Raw genomic sequence first — 17,614 nt, forward strand, 5'->3', positions numbered from 1 at the left:
AAGGGGCCGGCCTCCGCGCCGACGGCTCAGGGCGTCAGTACCAGCCGACGCTCTGGGAGTGCGCCCATGCCTCGCAGGGGCTGCCGTAGCGGTCCTGGATGTAGCCCAGGCCCCACTTGATCTGGGTGGCGGGGTTGGTCTGCCAGTCCGAACCGGCGCTGGCCATCTTGTCGCCGGGAAGCGACTGCGGGATGCCGTACGCGCCGGAGCTGGGGTTCTCGGCGAGGTGGTTCCAGTTGCTCTCCTTCTCCCACAGGGGTTCGAGGCAGCCGCTGAACTGGTCCTCGCCCCAGCCGTAGTCGGGCAGCATCTGGAGGGCGATCTCCTTGGAGCTTCCGGCGGGCACCGCCGCGCCGCCACCGCCCGAAGAAGTCTCCTCCTCTTCCTCTTCTTCCTCCTCCTTCTCCTGCTCCAGTGAGCCCTCGGTCGAGACCGAGCCGCTTCCGACGACCTGGTCGCGCCTGGAGCCCGCGTCCTGGAGGAGGGTCTGGCGCGACTCCGCGTCGTCGGCTTCGGGTTCGGGGAAGAACGGCGTCTCCTCCGCCTCGGGCACGCCCGGCAGCACCGCGACGGAGGCCGTCTGGTCGGGGCCGGCCCCAACGTCGGCGAAGGCGGAGACTCCGAACGCCGTGCCCGCGACGACGACCGCCGCCGCCCCGGCCGCCGTGGCGACTCGCAGCGAGATTCGGTTTTTCAGCAAGGGTTGGCCTTTCGACGGTCGCACACCCGGTGGTCCACATGCGATCGAACGCGCCCCGGATCTCGTGTCGGGGGTCTCACGGAGGCGGTGACGGGCGGGGTTGGGCAGGTACCACCGGCCGCCCGTGTCACCGGAGATCATCGCGCGCTCGCTGAAGGGGGTTCCCGCATCCAGCACGCGGTCCGCGCGACTCTCGGGGCTCTTAGGGAACGGCACCCACCCTGCCGCATGATCACAGGCACATAACACCGAAATCGATATGAGGTGGATCACAACACGATAAGTGACCATTCACCGTCTCTCCGTACCGTCGAATCGCGGCGCGCTCCCGGGCGGCAACAGCGGGTGCCGGTCGAGACCGCGCCCACGATGACCGTTCCGCGCGGCTTCCGTTGGCGATCGTGCTGTCATCCCCCCGAAACCGAGGATTTCGGGGGGATGACAGCACGATCACCGGACAGGGGCCTGTGGGGACCGTGAACCGGGTCGCTCCGCGCGGCCCCGACCCCCGCCCGTCGTCGCCGCCCCGTCGCCGCGCCGGACACCCAGTACTCACGACGCCCCTCCGCTACTCACCGCGGGTTGAGTACGAGAAGTGATGGCCCGTGGTCCCGACGACTGCGAGTGTGGCGGTCATGAATCCGTACGGCCCAGCCCCCCAGTGCCCGGACTGCTCGGCCCCCCTCGCCCCCGGGACCCCGTTCTGCCACGCGTGCGGGCTTCCGCTGACCGGTCCCGCGGCGAGCCGGCTGGGACAGGTCATGACGCGGATCCAGCGGCTGGAGTACGAGCGCCACGCGCTCTACACCCAACGGGACGCCCTCGTCCGCGAGCTGCGCGCCGTGCGCGACGCGATGCTCGCCGCCCGGCGGCGCCCGGCACCGCCCTTCCCCGGCCCGGCACCCGCCCCGGTCGGCGCCTCCCCGCCCCCCGCCCTCGCGGGGACGGCGACGGGCGCCGGCGCGCCCCTCCCCTCCGCCCCGGCCGCACCGGCCGCGCGCCCCGCGCCCGCTCCGAGGGCCCCGCGGCGCCCTCGGCGGGAGCTGTCCGCGCGGTCGGTGCAGAACATCCTGCTCGGTCTCGGCGGCCTGCTCGTCGCCGTGGCGGCCCTGGTGTTCACCGTCGTCACCTGGAGCGACCTGGGCGTCGGCACGCGCGCGCTGATCCTGGGCGGGTCCACCGCGCTCACCGCGTACGCGGCCCGCCCCCTGCACCGGCGCGGCATGGGGGCCACCGCCGAGACGGTCGGCGCGCTGGCGGCCGCGCTGGTGTGCCTGGACGGGGTCGCGCTGTGGCTGGTCGTCGACGTCCCGGTTCCGCTCCCGGGGTACGCGGCGGGCGTACTGGCGGTGGCGTGCGCCCTGCTGGCGGCCTATCCGAGGCTGGCGCCGCTGCGCGGCCCGCGCGTGCTGGCGCTGCTGCTGGCCCAGCCCGTCCCGGTGCTGGCGGGCCTGGCGCTCCCGTTCGGCGCGGACTCCGTCCCGGTCGCCCTGGCGGTGACGGCGCTGGGGAACGCGGCGCTGCGCTCCGTGCCGGGGGCCGGCCCGGCCCGCCTGGTCCGGGGCCTGGCGGTGACGGCCTGGGCCGGCTCGGCGGCGGCCTCGGCGCTGCTCACTCTGGCCTCGCTCACGCTGCCCGCGCTGTTCGGCGGGGCCGGCGGGATCTGGGCGGCGGCCGCGCTGGCGCTGGCGGGATCCGTGGCGCTGCTGGACGCGCGCTCGTCCTCCGACCCCGTGTCCTCCCTGTCCGGCGGAGGCGCGGCGCTGGCCTGGCTGGCGGCGGTTCCGGCACTGGCGGGAGGCGTCGGCGCCGCCCCGGCGGGGATGGTCGCGGTGTTCGCGGCGGGCGCGGCCGCCGCCGCGGTGGTCATGGGCCGCCGGCCCTCCGCACGGGGCGGCGGAACACTGTGGGTGGTGTCGGCCGCGCTCGCGGTGTCCGGACTGGCCGGGGCGGTGGCGACGGCTCCGCTGCTCGGCCTGGTCGGACAGGCGGCACGGCCCTGGCGGGGACCGTTCACGCTGGTGGAACTGTCCGACGCGTGGCTGCTGGGGCTGGCCGCGGCCCTGGCCGCGACCGGGATCGGGACGAGCGCGCTGACCACGGCCCTGAACCGGTCCTGGACCACGGTGTCGGCGCTGGCGACGGCCTCGCTCGTCGCGGTGGTGTCGGGGCTGCTGGCGGGGCGCGCCGTGTCGGTGGCGGTGCTCGCGGCGGTCTCCGTCCTGCTGATGGCCGTGGCGCTGGCGCCCCGGTCCTCCGGCGGGGGGACCGGCGGCTGGTGGGGCGCGGCGGCGCGGCGGCGCACCGCGACGACCGCCCTTTCGCTGGGTCTGCTGGCGGGGGCGCTGGCGGTGTGCGGTTCGCTGGCCGCGCCGCTGCCGGCGGTGGCGACCGTGGGGACGCTGGCCGTCGCCGCCGTGGCGGGCGCCGCGGCGTCCGCGCCGCTGGGCTCGGCCCCGGTGGCGCGGGTGACGTACTCGGCGGCGGCCGTGGTGCTGGTCTCGGGTGCGGTCGCCGCGTCCGGGGCGGTGTGGCGGGTACCGGCTCCCGTGGTGGTCGCCGCCCTGCTGGGGACGGCCCTGCTGGTGGCCGGGACGGCGACCGCGCTGGACCGCTGGGGCGGCCGCCGCGACCAGGTGGCGGCGCTGGACTCGGCGCTCGCGGTGCCGCTGCTCCTCGCGGCGGGCTGGGCGCTGGGCGTCGGAACCGTGGCGGCGGGGGTCTCCTCCGCTGTCTCGGTGCTCGCGCTCCTGGCCGTGGCCGGGCACCGGCGCTCGCTTCCGGTCCCCGCCCGGCGCGCCGCGAGCGCGGCAGCGGGGTTCGCGCTGGCCGGTGCCGGGGTGGTCGCGGCGCCGCTGCTCGCGCAGGCGCTCCTCGGTCCGCTCGGGCAGGCCTCGGGGACGGCGGTCGCGGGCGAGCCGTCCGCCGGGACCACCGCGGTGGCGGGACTGGCCCTCCTCGCCTCGGCCGCCTGGTGCGTCCGGGGACGCGCCCGGCGCGGTACGGCCGCCGCCTTGGTGGCGGTCTCCACCACGGCCGCGCTGGTCGGCGCGGCATGGCTGTCCGGCGCGCTGCTCGCGGCCGCGCTGACCGCGACCGCCGCGATCCTGCTCACTCTGTCCGTACTGGCCGACCGCCGCGCCGGCGTTGTCGACAAATCGACCGGAGTCCCGTTGCCTCCGGGCCCGGGACGGCTGGACCGCCGGATCCCCCGGAGACCCGAGCAGTGGGTCGTCACCGGAAGGGCCCGCGCACCGGGGACTCCGGCCCCGATCCCCTCGGGAGCGCCCGGCGCGCCTCCCCTGTCCGCCGGGCCCTCCCGGATGGTGGCGGGCGCCGCGCTGGGGTGTGCCGGGTTCACGGGTGTACTGGCCGTCTCGGCCTCGCTGACCGGGCCGGGGGCCACGATCGCGGTGCTGTGCGTGCTCACGGTGTGCGCCGGGGCCGCGACGGTGCTCGCCGCCTCCGCCGCGGTCCGCGCGGCGACCGCGGCGTCGGGGGTCTTCGCGCTGACCGGGCTGACGGCCGCCGTGCTGGCGGTCGGAGACGCCCCTCCGGTCGCGTCGGCCCTGGCGATGGCGGTCGTGGCCGCGGCCGCGGTGGGATGCGCGACGGTTCCCGCGCGCCTGGGCGGGCGCGTTCCCCAGGTCGTCGCGCTGGACGCGGCGGCGACCGCGCCGACGGCGGCCGCTGTCACGTGGGCCGCCTGGGCCGGTACCGCCCCGGCCTCGCTGGCCGTCGCGCTGGGCGCGCTGCTGGCGCTCGTGGCGGCCACGCACACGTACGCTCCTGGCGCCGCCCCGGCCGCGACAGGGTCGCGCGCCGACGCGCGCCAGGCGCTGACCGTGCTGTCGGGGGTGCTCGCAGCGGGGTCCCTGCTGCTGGTCGGGGACCGGATCCTGGCCGTGCTGCTGGGCCCGCTGCTGGCGGCCCGGCACACGTGGCTTCCCGAGGCCGCGGCGTGGACGGCGCTCCCACTGGTGGGACGCCCCTCCGGCGACGACCCCGTGGTGTTCCTCGCGGCCTGCGCGGTGGCGCTGACCGCGTTGTCGCTGTGCGCCGGGCTGGGACGGGGCCGCGGCTCGGTGCTGTCGGCGGCCTCCGTCGCGGGCGGGCTGCTCGTCCCGCTGGCACTGGCCCACCTGGAGGTGCGGTACGACCTCGCGCTGGCGGTCGCGGTGGGCACCGCGGGGCTTCTTCTGTGGCGGTCGGCGCGCGGGACCGGACGGGTCGCGCACGCCGCGCTGTGGTCGGGGGTCTTCGTGGCGGTGACGACGGCCGGCTGGGCGTTGTCCGCACCGCTGCGCACGGTCCTGGTGCTGGCCGTGCTGGGCGCCGCGGCCCTGGTGGCGGCGTCCGGCGTCTCGGACCGCACCCGGGCGGAGGCGCCGACGGTGTCGCGGGTCCTCGCCATGGTCGCGGGGCTCGCCCTGGCGCTCGCGGTGTCCGCCGGATACGCCGCGCTGCCGTTCGCCGGGGTGGCCGCCGACCAGCGCTGGCTGCCGTTCGTGGGTCTGGCCACGGCCGCCGGGCTGGCGCTGGCGGCGCGGCTGCGGGCGGGGTCCGGCCGGTGGGCGGGCGGGCGGCTGCGGATCGCGTTGGCGCCCAGCGCCTCGGCGGCCCGGGAGTGGGCGGCGCGAGGGCCCGCGTCCCCGCCGCCACCGGACCGCCCCGAGCAGAGGAGCGGTCTGATCGGCGCCTCGCTGGCCATGGTGCTGGCCGCTTCGCTGTCGACGGCCGTCGTGCCGGAGTCCCTGGGGCTGGTCGCCGCGCTGGCGGCGCTGCTGCTGTTCGCGCTCGCGGCGGCGCTCCCGCGCGCGGCGGGCCGGGTGGTGGCCGCCGCGGGCGGGACCGCGCTGCTGGTGGCGGGGGGAACGGCGGCCGGGCGGCTCGGGGCGGTCCTGTTCGCCCCCTACGCCTGGGCGGGGGCGGCGTGGACCGGAACCGGCCCCGCCGGCCTGTCGGCCCCCTCCGGGGGCGTGCTGGCGCCGTGGGGCGGCGTCGGCGCCGACCCGCTGCTGCTGCCGGTGGTCACCGCGGGCGCGCTGGCGGTGCTGGTCGCGGTGCGGGCGCGGGCGGCCGGGGCTCTCGCGCCCACCGCGATCATGCTGGTCACGCCGGTTCTGGTTCCGTACGCGACCGCCACGGGCATGTCGTACGGGGTGGCGCTGGGCTGGGTGATGCTGGTGGCGACCTCCTTGGCGGGGGTGGCCGCGCTGGCGCGCGACCCCCGCGTGTCGGCGTGGGCCGGGGCCGCGTCGCTGTGGCCCGCGAGCCTGGCGGTGGCCTGGGGGCTCGCCGAGCCCATCGCCACGCTGGTGGTGCTCGGCCTGTCGGCGGTCGTCGCCGCGACCTGCCTGATGGCGGCCGCGCCGTCGGGCTCCGCCGGGACCGGGCGGACCTCGGTCTTCCCGCGCGGCGCGGCCGTGGTCGCGGTGCTGGCCACCGGGGGCTTCGCGATGGCGCTGCCGCTGGCGCTGGGACAGCCCGCGCAGGTGGCCGCGCTGGCGGTGCTCGTCGTCGTGGCGGGTGTGGTGCTGGTTCCGTACCTGGGCCGGATGGACGCCCCCGTGCTGCTGGCCGCCGAGTGCGCGGCCGGTGCTCTGGGGGCGGCCTCGGTGCTGCTGACGTTGACCGGTGGCGGGCGGCCGGAGCTGACCAGCGCCGCGCTGGCCTGCCTCGGCGTCATCGCGGCGGCCGGCGCGCCCCGGCCCGGGCGGTCCTGGCTCGGCGCCGTGGGCGCGGTGCTGCTGCTGGCCGCCGGGTGGGTGTTCCTGGGCTGGATGCGGGTCGCCGAGCCGGAGCCGTACACGGTGGTGCCCGCGCTCGCGGCGCTGGCCGCGGGAAGCGTGCTGCGGCGCGGCCGCCCCGGGACGAGCACCTGGCTGGTCTACGGTCCCGGACTGGCGCTGCTGTTCGCCCCGGGCCTGGTGGTGGCCCTCACGTCGGCGGCCGAGCCGTGGCGGATCGCGGTGCTGGGCGCGGGGTCGCTCGCGGCGACGCTGGCGGGGGCCCGGTGGCGGCTCCAGGCGCCGCTCCTGGTGGGCGCGCTGGTCCTGCTGCTGACCACGGCCAGGGCGTTCGGACCGCCGCTCTGGGACATCATGCTGGTCCTGCCGAACTGGATCCCGGTGGGCGCGGCGGGCCTGCTCCTCCTGGTGGCGGGCGCCCGCTACGAGCACCGCCTGCGCGACGCGCGCCGGCTGGGCCGGGCCCTGCGCGCGATGGAGTGACGACGGGGCTTCCGCACGTCGACGGGGGTCCGCGACCGGGCGGGCGTGGTTCGCGGGAACCACGCCCGCGTGCGGGCGGTCGGGGTGTCAGCCCTCCAGCATCTCGGTGACCAGCGCGGCGATCTGGGACCGCTCGGAGCGGGTCAGGGTGACGTGTGCGAACAGGGGGTGCCCCTTGAGCTTCTCGATCACGGCCACCACGCCGTCGTAGCGGCCCACCCGGAGGTTGTCCCGCTGGGCGACGTCGTGGGTGAGGACCACACGGGAGTTCTCCCCGAGGCGGGACAGCACCGTCAGCAGCACGCCGCGCTCCAGGGACTGCGCCTCGTCCACGATCACGAAGGAGTCGTGCAGGGAGCGACCCCGGATGTGGGTGAGCGGCAGGACCTCCAGCATGCCGCGGTCCACGATCTCGTCGATGACGTCCTGCGTGGTGAGCGCCGAGAGGGTGTCGTGCACGGCCTGCGACCAGGGCGACATCTTCTCGTACTCGCTGCCCGGCAGGTAGCCCAGCTCCTGGCCGCCGACCGCGTACAGCGGCCGGAACACCACGACCTTGCGGTGCTGGCGGCGCTCCAGCACCGCGTCCAGGCCCGCGCACAGCGCGAGCGCGGACTTGCCCGTGCCCGCTCTGCCGCCCAGGGACACGATGCCCACGTCGGGGTCGGTGAGCAGGTCGAGCGCGATGCGCTGCTCGGCGCTGCGCCCGTGCAGGCCGAACACGTCGCGGTCGCCGCGGACCACCTTCACCGACTTGTCGGGGAGCACCCGCCCGAGGGCCTTGCCCCGCTCGGAGACGAGCACCAGGCCCGTGTGGCAGGGCAGGTCCCGCGCGGTCTCGACCTCGGCCGTCCCCTCGTCGAAGAGCTCCTGGATCTCGTGCGCCGGAACCTCCAGCTCCGCCATGCCGGTCCAGCCGTGCTCGATGGCGAGCTCGGCGCGGTACTCGTCCGCTGCCAGGCCGACCGACGCCGCCTTGATCCGCAGGGGGAGGTCCTTGCTGACCAGGACGACATCGCTGCCCTCCGCGGCGAGGCTGCGCGCCACCGTCAGGATCCGGGTGTCGTTGTCCCCGAGCCGGAAACCGGCCGGGAGGATGCCCGGATCGCTGTGGTTGAGCTCCACCCGCAGGGTGCCGCCCTGCTCGTTGACGTCCACCGGGGCGTCGAGGCCGCCGAAGGCGACCCGGAGGTCGTCGAGCCTGCGCAGCGCCTCGCGGGCGAAGTAGCCCAGTTCGGGGTGGTGGCGTTTGCTCTCGAGTTCGGTGATGACGACGATCGGCAGGACCACTTCGTGCTCGGCGAAGCGGGTGATCGACATCGGGTCCGCGAGAAGGACGCTGGTGTCGAGCACGTAGGTGCGCCGCGTGCCGTCCTCGGTCGAGGAGGTGGGGCCGGCAGGGCTGCGGCGGACGGTCGAGGAACTAGCCACTCGTTCTCCCCCTGGGCGCGTCGGAGCGCCCTAGAATCACGGGAATCCAAGGACCGGGACCAGCCCCGCGAGGACCGGGGCCGGCCCTCGTCGTGAAGAGTTCCTGATCGTTCAGGACCGTCAATGGGTCGGGGCCTCCCGAGTGGAAGGATGTACACCTTCCACCGATACCGACGGTACCCGGCTCGCCTGAAAGAACAAGACCCCGACGTGGCCCGCTTCGTGAACAGCGGGTTACGCGTGTCGCTTCCTGTCCGGGGGTGGGGAGGGGGTCGCGCTCACGAGCCGAAGCGCCGGTTCCGCGCGCCGTAGGACCGGAGCGCGCGCAGGAAGTCCACCTTGCGGAAGGCAGGCCAGAAGACCTCGCAGAAGTAGAACTCCGAGTGCGCGCTCTGCCAGAGCAGGAAGCCTGAGAGGCGCTGCTCCCCCGACGTCCGGATGAGGAGGTCGGGGTCGGGCTGACCGCGGGTGTAGAGATGCTCGGCGATGTGCTCCAGGTCGAGGCGCTCCGCGAGCTCCTCGATCGTGGTGCCCTTGGCCGCCTCGGCCAGGAGGAGCGACCGAACCGCGTCAGCGATCTCACGCCTTCCCCCATACCCAACGGCCACGTTCACAATCAGGCCGGGATTGCCGGATGTGGCCGTACCCGCCTCTTTCATGACACGGGCGGTCTCATCGGGCAGGAGGTCCAGGGACCCCATGGGGTTGACCCGCCAGCCCTCGCTGCGGAGCCGCTTGACGGTGTTCTCGATGATGGCGAGGAGGGGTTCGAGCTCCTCGGGCGGGCGGGTGAGGTTGTCCGTGGACAGCAGCCACAGCGTGACCACCTGCACACCGACCTCGTCGCACCAGTTGAGTAGTTCGAAGATCTTGTCGGCGCCCGCCTGGTGCCCCTCCTTGACGTTGGCGAGTCCGCTGGTCTTGGCCCACCGGCGGTTCCCGTCGAGGATGACGCCCACGTGCCTGGGCGTCTCGAACGTGCCGAGCGCGCGCTCGAGGCGCCGCTCGTACAGCCGGTAGAGGGGGTCGCGCAGCAGACCCATGGGACGGATACCTCTCTCGCTACTCCGGTGCTCCTCAGAGCACCGGTCCAAAAGGTCTCTCGACGGACCCGCGGAGGACCGCCTCCGCGGCCACCGCCCTGTCTCCGCCCTCCCGGAGCGCTCGCTCCCGCGCCTTTCGCGTGACCTGGTCCACGGACGCGGCGGGGAGGGGGCGAAGGCCGGACCCCGCCGCGGTCACGGCGCGACCGGCGGACGTGCCGTGGAAACGGTCGTCCGACGGCGCGGCGTCGGCGGTCCACTCAACGTTAGCCAAGAAACCGGCCCCCGGACGACATCCCCGGCACTCCGGCCCGCGAATCGCCCGCTCAGCTCACGGCGAGCGACTTGCGCACCCGCTTGCGCCCCTCGTGGATCCGGGACTTGACCGTTCCCAGCGCCAGGTCGAGCTCCGAGGCGATCTCCCCGTACTCCATCTGGCACAGGTCCCGCAGCACCAGCGGCGCCACCAGGTTGGGGCGGTCGCGCTCCAGCTGGTCGAGGGCCTCCAGCAGGTCGATCCGCGATCCGGCGATGACGCTGGTGGTGCGCGGGTCGCTCTGGTGCGGGATGCGGTCGGCCTCGGTCGGCATCTCCGCGGCGCGGCGCTTCATGGACCGGTAGGTCTGCCGCGCGGAGTTGGAGACCACCGTGTACAGCCACGTCGTGAAGAGCGACTCCCCCCGGAACCGCTCTATGCTGGCGGCGACCCGCATGAGCGCGTCCTGGCACGCCTCCTCGGCGTCCTGGCGGTAGGGCAGGAACCGGGCGCAGCGGCGCAGGACCTCGGGCTGGATCCGGCGCAGGAGTTCTTCGAGGGCCGGCTTGTCCCCGGCTTTGGCCCTGCGGGCCAGGTCTTCGAGGGATTCCTCTTCGCCAGGGCTGGCATGGGTTGATCCGTAAGGCTGGTCTGCGTTACGCACGACGGGCAACTCCCCACTGACGACGGTCATCCTTTTATTACACGCACAACCCCGGTCAAAGGGTTGACGCGCCTCTTAGATGGGCGCTCCGCTTCACCGGCTCCCCCGGGACCGAGACAAAACGTGACGTTTGGCGGCTGAGGACATGGTAAAAGCTGTAGCTGTGGCACAACCGGAGCGTTTTGGGCGCTATCGCGTTCTCCGACGGCTGGGCTCGGGCTCGTTCGCCACCGTTTGGCTGGGGCATGACGATCTGCTCGACACCCCGGTCGCCATTAAAGTGCTGGCCGAGAACTGGTCACATCAACTCGACATCCACCATCGTTTCGTCGAAGAAGCACGGATCCTACGCCAGGCCGACTCTGAATGGCTGGTAAGGGTCCACGATATCGGAACACTGCCTGATGAGCGCCCGTACTTCGTGATGACGTACGCGGACCGCGGCAGCGTCGCCGACCGAATCGCCGCAGGGCCTCTGCCTATGGACGAGGCGCTGCGCCTGCTGACCGAAATCGGCCAGGGCGTCACCGTCCTGCACCGGCACGGCACGATCCACCGCGACATCAAGCCATCGAACGTGCTGCTGCAGTCGAGTCCGGTCGGCGAGCGGGTGCTCGTGGCGGACCTGGGCTTCGCCAAGAGCATCGACGAGGCGTCCGGGTTCACCGCGGCCGCGGGCACCCCGGGGTACATGTCGCCGGAGCAGAGCGTCGTCGGCGGTGACATCGACGTGCGCGCCGACGTGTACTCGCTGGGCGCGGTCGCCTACGAGCTGCTCACCGGCAGACGCCCGCCCCGCCCGCCGGCGCGGGTCCCGCCCAGCCGGGTCCGCCCGGGCCTGCCGCCCGCCCTGGACGAGCTGATCATGTCCGCGCTGTCGCCGAACCGGGCCGACCGGCCCCCGGACGCGGCCACCTTCACCTCCCGTATCCGGGCGATCCGCATGTCGCCCGACCTGGAGGTCGCCGTGCCGTGGTGGCGGCGCCACCGGGCCGCCTGGACCCGGATCGCGGTGACGACGGCGACGGCGCTGGCGGTGCTGTCCGGGAGCACGGCGGCGGCCGCCTCCCCCGGGGTGTCGCTGGTGGACGTCTACGACTCCAGCGGCGAGATCCACGTGCTGGTCCCGCTGCCGTGGGCGCGCCAGGTGCAGGCCAACGGCTGGTCGCCGCGCGAGCTGGGGATGGTCGGCGGCCACGAACCCGGGCTGCTGGTGGCCACCGACGTCCCGTCCTGGCCCGACCCCGACGCGGAGGTGTCCGGGGTCTTCGCCGGGCTGCTCGACTCCGACGAGCGGGGGCCGCGCCTTGACGGACTGGTCGACTCCGTCCCCTGCGCGGGGACCCCCCAGCAGCGCCCGTTCTCCGACGCCCGCTGGGAGGGCGAGGTCTGGCAGTGGCTGGACTGCCCCGAAGGGGGGACGTTCACCGCCGCGGCGCTGCGGCACCGCGAGCACGACCGGACCCTGTACCTGGAGATCCGCCAGCCCGACCAGCAGCCCGAGGTCGTGGACCGGCTCCTGTCGGGAATCCGGCTGACCAGCTGAGTCACGGTCATCGGTCGGTCCCCTCCTCCCGACGCCGAATCACCCCGCGCCCATACCGTCCGTTGCGAGGGTCTCGTTGGCGGTCTTGGGCTTTCCGCCCGTTTCGGGGCCTGGCAGGGCGGAAAGCCCGTGATCATTCCGGGTGGGGGCGGAGCTTCCCTAGTCGGCGGTCTTGTGGCGGGAGAGGTCGATGGAGCGGACGATCTCGGTGTAGCCGTCCGCGGCGTCCTCCAGCAGGACCGGGACGTCGAACTCCAGGCCGGCCTCCGCGACGAACCAGGCGCGCGTGCGGAAGCCGGCGCCTCCCGTGCAGGCGACGGTCCACTCGCTGAACTCCACCCGCTCCCCGCTGACCAGGAAGAAGTTCCCCCGGTCGGTGATCTCGGCGGACTCGGCCTTGATCGGGTCGGTCAGCTCGGGGGCCTTCGGGCAGGCCGCCCAGGGGCGCTGCCACTTCTCCGGGTCGTCGAGGTCCTCGCCCTCGGCGTCGATGAAGCCGCCCTCGACCGCGTTCGGCCGGATGCGCAGCGCCGAGTGGGGGCAGTCACCTCCGGGCGAGGGCTCGGCCCCCGGCGGTGAGAGGCAGTCGTCGGTGACGCCGACCTGCCAACCGGGCGGCAGCACCAGGTTGATCCCGTTGTAGTCGTGCAGGGTGGCCCCTTCCGGCATCCGGTGCCCGGAGGCGGCCGAGGCCGCCGGGTGCGCCAGGCCGGGCAGCACCCGCGAGGGGCCGTCCATCCCGCATCCCGAGGCCGCCACGAGCACGGCCGCCAGTGGGAGCGTCGCGGCCGCGGATACCCGCATGCACTCCTCCTCTCAGTCTCCCGCCGGGCCGTCGGTGCCCACGCGGGAAACGGCCCTGATTCATCGTCCCCATTCGCGAACCGTTCGGGAACCCCCTGCATCCCATCAGAAGGGGACGCGCGAGGGCGAGAGCATATCCACCCTGACCGCGAACCTCACGGCCGCACCCTTTCGGAGCCCGCGTGGGGGCTTGCTCCGGAAGGGTGCCCGGCCCCGATGCCCGGGACCGCCGCCCCGGCAGGGCGGCCGAGCGGCCCGTCAGGCCAGCTCCAGCTCCGCGACCAGGGCGTCGACGGTGGTGACGGGCAGCCGACAGGTGAAACCCCGGCAGACGTACGCCGCGGGGCGCCCGCCGACCAGCGGGCGGTCGCGCAGCAGTCCTATGCCGCCGTCGTCGACGCCGTTCCCCCTGGTCACCACGGCTCCGGGAGCGGTGGCCAGGAGCGCGGCCCGGTGCAGGGAATCGGTGTCGGGGTCCGACTCGGGGCCGACCACGGCGATCTCCAGCGGCCCCGCCAGATACGCCTCGGCCACGGCCAGCCCCCAGCCCGCGAACCGGGGGGCCTTCTCCGCGAGCACGGCGGCCAGGGACAGCGCGGCCCCGGCGGCCTCCCGGTGCCTGGTCGAACCGGTGAGCGCCGCGTAGCCCAACAGCGCGCCCGCCGCAGCGAACCGCCCCGACGGGGCGGCGTTGTCGGTGGGGTCCTGGGGCCGGTTGAAGAGGGCCTCGGCATCGTCCGCGGTGTCGTAGAACCCGCCCTGGCCGTCGGGGAAGCGGTCCAGGACGGTCTCCAGCAGCTCCCCGGCGACCGCGACCCACTCCGGTTCGCCGGTGACGGCGTGCAGGGCGAGCAGCCCCTCCGCGACGTCGGCGTAGTCCTCCAGGACGCCCGTGCTGGTGCCCGCCACCCCGTCGCGGGAGGTGCGCGCGAGCCGCCCCCGCGAGTAGTGCGTCCCGGTCAGCAGCCGCGCGGCCTCCCGCGCGCGGTCCACCAGGTCGGGGCGCTCCAGCAGCGCCCCCGCCTCCGCGAGCCCGGCGACCGCCAGGCCGTTCCAGGCCGCGACGACCTTGTCGTCGCGGGCGGGCGGCACCCGCAGCGCCCTCGCCTGCCGCAGGCGGGCGCGGACACGGGCGTGCCTCGGGGCGTCATCGGGGTCGGCGCGCAGCTGGAGCACGGAGGAGCCGTGCTCGAAGGTGCCGTCCTCGGTGACGCCGAACAGCTCCGCGGCCCAGTCGCCGTCCTCCTCGCCCAGCGCCTCGCGCAGCTGCGGGCGCGTCCACACGTAGAAGAGGCCCTCCTCGCCCTCGCTGTCGGCGTCCAGCGCCGAGGCGAATCCGCCCTCCTCGGTGCGCAGGTCCGCGACCATCCAGTCAGCGGTCTCCAGGGCGATCCTGCGGGCCAGGGGATCCCCGGTCCGGCGCCACAGGTGGGTGTAGGCGCGCAGCAGCAAGGCGTTGTCGTACAGCATCTTCTCGAAGTGCGGCACCACCCATCCGGCGTCCACCGAGTAGCGGGCGAAGCCGCCGCCGACCTGGTCGTACATGCCTCCGCGGGCCATCTCCGCGGCGGTGTGCCGGACCATCTCCAGGGCGGTCCGCCCGGTGCCCCCGTCGCCGACGCGGGCGTGGTGGCGCAGCAGGAACTCCATGATCATGGACGGCGGGAACTTGGGGGCGTCGCCGTAGCCGCCCCGCTCGTGGTCGTAGCCCTCGAAGAGCCGCCCGACGGCGGAGGCGAGGGTGGCCGCGTCCGGGGGTTCGCCGCCGGGCGGGACGCGCGGTCCGCTCAGCGCGTCGACCACCCGCCCTCCCTGCTCCAGGATTCCGGCGCGGTCGGCGTGCCACGCCTGGGAGACGCCCATCAGCAGCCGCTGGAAGTGCTCGCGGGGGAAGTAGGTCCCGCAGTAGAAGGGCGCGCCGTCGGGGGTCATGAAGACGGTCATCGGCCAGCCCCCCTGGCCGGTCATCGCCTGGGTCGCCTCCATGTACACCGAGTCCACGTCGGGCCGCTCCTCGCGGTCGACCTTGACGTTGACGAACCCGGCGTTCATGAGCTGGGCGGTGGGCTCGTCCTCGAAGGACTCGTGCGCCATGACGTGGCACCAGTGGCAGGCGGCGTAGCCGATGGACAGCAGCACGGGCACGTCGCGCCGCCGGGCCTCGGCGAACGCCTCGTCCCCCCAGGGGAACCAGTCCACCGGGTTCCCGGCGTGCTGGATCAGGTAGGGGCTGGTGGCTTGGGCGAGACGGTTGGGCATGTACTCAACTCTGCCCGAGCCGAGGCGTCGGACACGCGCCGGGGTGGAACACACCGCGGCCCCGCGCGGCCGGTCCGGCCGCGCGGGGCCGTGGTCAGGTTCTGACCTGGTTGTCTCTCCCGGATCATCCGGGCTCGCGCCCGCCAGGACGGCGCCCGCTCATCCGAAGGCGTCCGGGAGGGCTCTCCCTAGTCGTCCTCCGCGCTCTTCTCGGCAGGGACGGTGGCCCCGGCGGCGCGCTGGTCGAAGTCGCCCGAGCGCGCCACGTCCAGGTGTCCCTTCATGGAGCGCATGAGCAGGAACAGGGCCCCGCCGATGAGCGCGATGACGGTGAAGCCCAGGATGCCTGGGGAGGCCAGGTCGGCCACGGGGTTGCTGGAGGCTGCGAGCTGGAGCGCGGGGTGGTTCATACCGACCATTCTCACACCGTGTCGCGCAGGCCCGCGAAGAGGTCGTCCTCCGGGAGCTCCGTGTCGACCATGGAGCGCGCCAGGTGGTACTCCTCGGTGGGCCACACCTCGCGCTGGATGTCCATGGGGACCGCGAACCAGAAGCCGTTGGGGTCGATCTGGGTGGCGTGCGCGATGAGGGCGCGGTCCCGGGTCTCGAAGTACTCCTCGCACCTGACCCGCGTGGTGACCTCCCACTGCGGGTAGTCGCGCTCCTCCATCCGCTCCATCCACTCGGCGAACGGGTTTTCCAGGCCGCGCTCGCTGAGGGCCTTGGCGATGGCCTCGAAGCGCTCGCGCGGGAAGGACACGTGGTAGTAGAGCTTGAGCGGCTGCCACGGCTCGCCGGTGCCCGGGTAGCGGTCGGGGTCGCCCGCGGCGTCGAACGCCTCGACCGAGACCTTGTGGCACATGATGTGGTCGGGGTGCGGGTAGCCGCCCTGCTCGTCGTAGGTGAGCAGGACGTGCGGGCGGAACTCGCGGACCGAGCGCACGAGGGGCTCGGCCGCGACCTCCAGCGGCTGGAGGGCGAAGCAGCCCTCGGGGAGCGGGGGCAGCGGGTCGCCTTCGGGCAGCCCGGAGTCGACGAAGCCGGAGAACTCCTGGCGGACGCCGAGGATGCGCCGGGCCTCCTCCATCTCCTGGCGGCGCACCTCGCCGATGTTCTCCAGGACCTCGGGGCGGTCCATGGCCGGGTTGAGGATCGAACCGCGTTCGCCACCGGTGAGGGTGACGACCAGCACCTCCGCACCTTCGCTCACGTAGCGCGCCATGGTGGCCGCGCCCTTGCTTGACTCGTCGTCTGGGTGGGCATGTACGGCCATGAGCCGCAAGCGCTCGGACAATGGAGAAGACACCTCGGATGGTCGTGATGGGCCGACATGCGCCGCTCCGGTACCGGATATCCGCAGTACGGGACCGCCGCGCGGGACAAGGCGGGGGTGGATCAGAACCCTGTCGGGACAGGGTTATCTTAGACAACGTAGCCCCCACGTTCGGAGATTCCCGCATGCCGTCCAAGCCCGACGAAGCCGTGTCCCACGACGCCGGCCCGGCCACCGGCGCGCGACGACGACTCGGCAACCGGCCGGTCTTCTTCGTCCTGGGCGTCATCGCCGCCGTCGTCTTCACGATCGGCTGGGGCTTCGCGCTCCTGAGCTACAGCGGCAGCATGCCGGGACAGGTCCACTTCCAGACCGCCACCTGGGACGTCGTCTCCGACTCCGAGGCGCGGATCACCTTCCAGACGAACAGCCGCGACGGGGCGCTGTGTCTGATCAGCGCCGTCGACGAGCAGCACGTGCAGGTGGGCCAGTCGGAGGTCCCCGTCGAGAGCGGGGTCCGCGACGTCGAGGCCACGATCGACACAGTTCGCCGCGCTTCGGCGGTACAAGTCGTCTCCTGCAGGGAACAAGCTTCCACAGGCGAGTCGACCGAGTAGTCCCCGACCCTTCCGACAAGAGCACCGACCGCGCCGATCCGCACCGGGCGGACCCTGGTTCCTCCGTCCCCGCGGCCTGCCTCCGGAGGCGGCCGCACCCCGTCCCGGGAGCGGTTTTCCATGGTCGCGCCGCCTGGAGCGCTCGGTGCTAATCTCGTAAGTTCATCTACCGCGCCCACGCGGCGCGGTACCTAGACGCACCAAGGGAGTTCCCGTGACCGAGACCCGTGATGACAACGTCACCTGGCTCACCCAGGAGGCGTACGACCGGCTCACAGCGGAGCTGGAGCACTTGTCTGGGCCTGGTCGCATCGAGATCGCCGACCGGATCGAAGCCGCTCGGGAGGAAGGCGACCTCAAGGAGAACGGCGGCTACCACGCCGCCAAGGAGGAGCAGGGCAAGATCGAGGCCCGGATCGTGCAGCTCCAGTCGATCCTGAACAACGCCCAGGTGGGCGAGGCCCCGCGCAGCGAGGGCGTCGTCGGCCCCGGTATGACGGTGACGATCAAGTTCGAGGGTGACGACGAGGAGGTCACCTTCCTGCTCGCCTCCCGTGAGGAGAGCGGCGCACCGATCGACGTGTACTCGCCGAAGTCCCCGCTGGGCAGTGCCATCAACGGCAAGAAGCCCGGGGAGAAGGCCACGTACACGCTCCCCAACGGCAGGAACAGTACGGTGGAGATCATCGACGCCGTCCCCTACGGCGGGTTCTGACCCCTTAGGCGATACGCGGAAGGGGTGGCCACGAGCCACCCCTTCCGCGTTGCGGGGTTCTCCACCCCCGCGG

The 17,614-nt window shown here is 73.9% G+C and carries 12 protein-coding genes; 4 read left to right on the forward strand and 8 right to left on the reverse strand.

Annotated features, from left to right (window positions below; all coding sequences use genetic code 11):
• Positions 1 to 34: 34 nt before the first annotated feature.
• On the reverse strand, positions 35 to 700 hold the full coding sequence (locus EV190_RS00640) for an aggregation-promoting factor C-terminal-like domain-containing protein (RefSeq protein WP_133739435.1): 666 nt from the start codon (positions 698 to 700) through the stop codon (positions 35 to 37).
• Between the two features lie 635 nt (positions 701 to 1,335).
• Here EV190_RS00640 and EV190_RS23215 point away from each other — a divergent pair.
• Positions 1,336 to 6,933, forward strand: coding sequence for an SCO7613 C-terminal domain-containing membrane protein (locus tag EV190_RS23215; protein ID WP_166655345.1), 5,598 nt, complete (start codon positions 1,336 to 1,338; stop codon positions 6,931 to 6,933).
• A gap of 87 nt (positions 6,934 to 7,020) precedes the next feature.
• Here EV190_RS23215 and EV190_RS00650 read toward each other — a convergent pair whose 3' ends face one another.
• The 3 genes from EV190_RS00650 to EV190_RS00660 all read right to left on the reverse strand — a co-directional run bounded on the left by EV190_RS00650 (position 7,021) and on the right by EV190_RS00660 (position 10,327).
• Complete coding sequence (locus EV190_RS00650; protein ID WP_133740083.1) at positions 7,021 to 8,286, reverse strand: PhoH family protein; 1,266 nt, start codon at positions 8,284 to 8,286, stop codon at positions 7,021 to 7,023.
• Between the two features lie 356 nt (positions 8,287 to 8,642).
• Complete coding sequence (locus EV190_RS00655; protein ID WP_133739436.1) at positions 8,643 to 9,407, reverse strand: isoprenyl transferase; 765 nt, start codon at positions 9,405 to 9,407, stop codon at positions 8,643 to 8,645.
• A gap of 326 nt (positions 9,408 to 9,733) precedes the next feature.
• Positions 9,734 to 10,327, reverse strand: coding sequence for an RNA polymerase sigma factor (locus EV190_RS00660; RefSeq protein WP_243742252.1), 594 nt, complete (start codon positions 10,325 to 10,327; stop codon positions 9,734 to 9,736).
• Between the two features lie 163 nt (positions 10,328 to 10,490).
• Here EV190_RS00660 and EV190_RS00665 point away from each other — a divergent pair, with 163 nt between their 5' ends.
• On the forward strand, positions 10,491 to 11,873 hold the full coding sequence (locus EV190_RS00665; protein WP_133739438.1) for a serine/threonine-protein kinase: 1,383 nt from the start codon (positions 10,491 to 10,493) through the stop codon (positions 11,871 to 11,873).
• A 159-nt stretch (positions 11,874 to 12,032) separates the two neighbouring features.
• Here EV190_RS00665 and EV190_RS00670 read toward each other — a convergent pair whose 3' ends face one another.
• The 4 genes from EV190_RS00670 to mca form a co-directional block, all read right to left on the reverse strand.
• The gene (locus EV190_RS00670; RefSeq protein ID WP_133739439.1) at positions 12,033 to 12,677 is read right to left on the reverse strand and encodes a hypothetical protein; all 645 of its coding nucleotides are present in this window, start codon (positions 12,675 to 12,677) and stop codon (positions 12,033 to 12,035) included.
• 258 nt (positions 12,678 to 12,935) lie between these two features.
• A complete protein-coding gene (locus EV190_RS00675; RefSeq protein WP_133739440.1) occupies positions 12,936 to 14,936 on the reverse strand; it encodes a thioredoxin domain-containing protein in 2,001 nt (666 codons plus the stop codon).
• A gap of 188 nt (positions 14,937 to 15,124) precedes the next feature.
• Positions 15,125 to 15,346, reverse strand: coding sequence for a hypothetical protein (locus EV190_RS00680; RefSeq protein WP_133739441.1), 222 nt, complete (start codon positions 15,344 to 15,346; stop codon positions 15,125 to 15,127).
• A gap of 11 nt (positions 15,347 to 15,357) precedes the next feature.
• Positions 15,358 to 16,230, reverse strand: a complete 873-nt coding sequence (mca, locus tag EV190_RS00685; RefSeq protein WP_133739442.1) for a mycothiol conjugate amidase Mca — start codon at positions 16,228 to 16,230, stop codon at positions 15,358 to 15,360.
• A gap of 164 nt (positions 16,231 to 16,394) precedes the next feature.
• Between mca and EV190_RS00690 the strand changes: the two genes are divergently transcribed.
• Both EV190_RS00690 and greA read left to right on the forward strand, forming a co-directional pair.
• Positions 16,395 to 16,826: a DUF4307 domain-containing protein gene (locus tag EV190_RS00690; protein ID WP_133739443.1), complete on the forward strand. Its 432-nt coding sequence runs from the start codon at positions 16,395 to 16,397 to the stop codon at positions 16,824 to 16,826.
• A 214-nt stretch (positions 16,827 to 17,040) separates the two neighbouring features.
• The gene (gene greA, locus EV190_RS00695) at positions 17,041 to 17,541 is read left to right on the forward strand and encodes a transcription elongation factor GreA (protein WP_133739444.1); all 501 of its coding nucleotides are present in this window, start codon (positions 17,041 to 17,043) and stop codon (positions 17,539 to 17,541) included.
• Positions 17,542 to 17,614: the final 73 nt, after the last annotated feature.

Source organism: Actinorugispora endophytica (assembly GCF_004363075.1).
Lineage (GTDB): Bacteria > Actinomycetota > Actinomycetes > Streptosporangiales > Streptosporangiaceae > Actinorugispora > Actinorugispora endophytica.

Excerpts from the sequence above, each read along its gene's own strand:
- EV190_RS00670 (WP_133739439.1), bottom strand. The coding sequence starts at position 12,677 with ATGCGGGTATCCGCGGCCGCGACGCTCCCACTGGCGGCCGTGCTCGTG.
- EV190_RS00680 (WP_133739441.1), bottom strand. The coding sequence starts at position 15,346 with ATGAACCACCCCGCGCTCCAGCTCGCAGCCTCCAGCAACCCCGTGGCC.
- EV190_RS23215 (WP_166655345.1), top strand. The coding sequence starts at position 1,336 with ATGAATCCGTACGGCCCAGCCCCCCAGTGCCCGGACTGCTCGGCCCCC.
- EV190_RS00655 (WP_133739436.1), bottom strand. The coding sequence starts at position 9,407 with ATGGGTCTGCTGCGCGACCCCCTCTACCGGCTGTACGAGCGGCGCCTC.
- EV190_RS00690 (WP_133739443.1), top strand. The coding sequence starts at position 16,395 with ATGCCGTCCAAGCCCGACGAAGCCGTGTCCCACGACGCCGGCCCGGCC.
- EV190_RS00675 (WP_133739440.1), bottom strand. The coding sequence starts at position 14,936 with ATGCCCAACCGTCTCGCCCAAGCCACCAGCCCCTACCTGATCCAGCAC.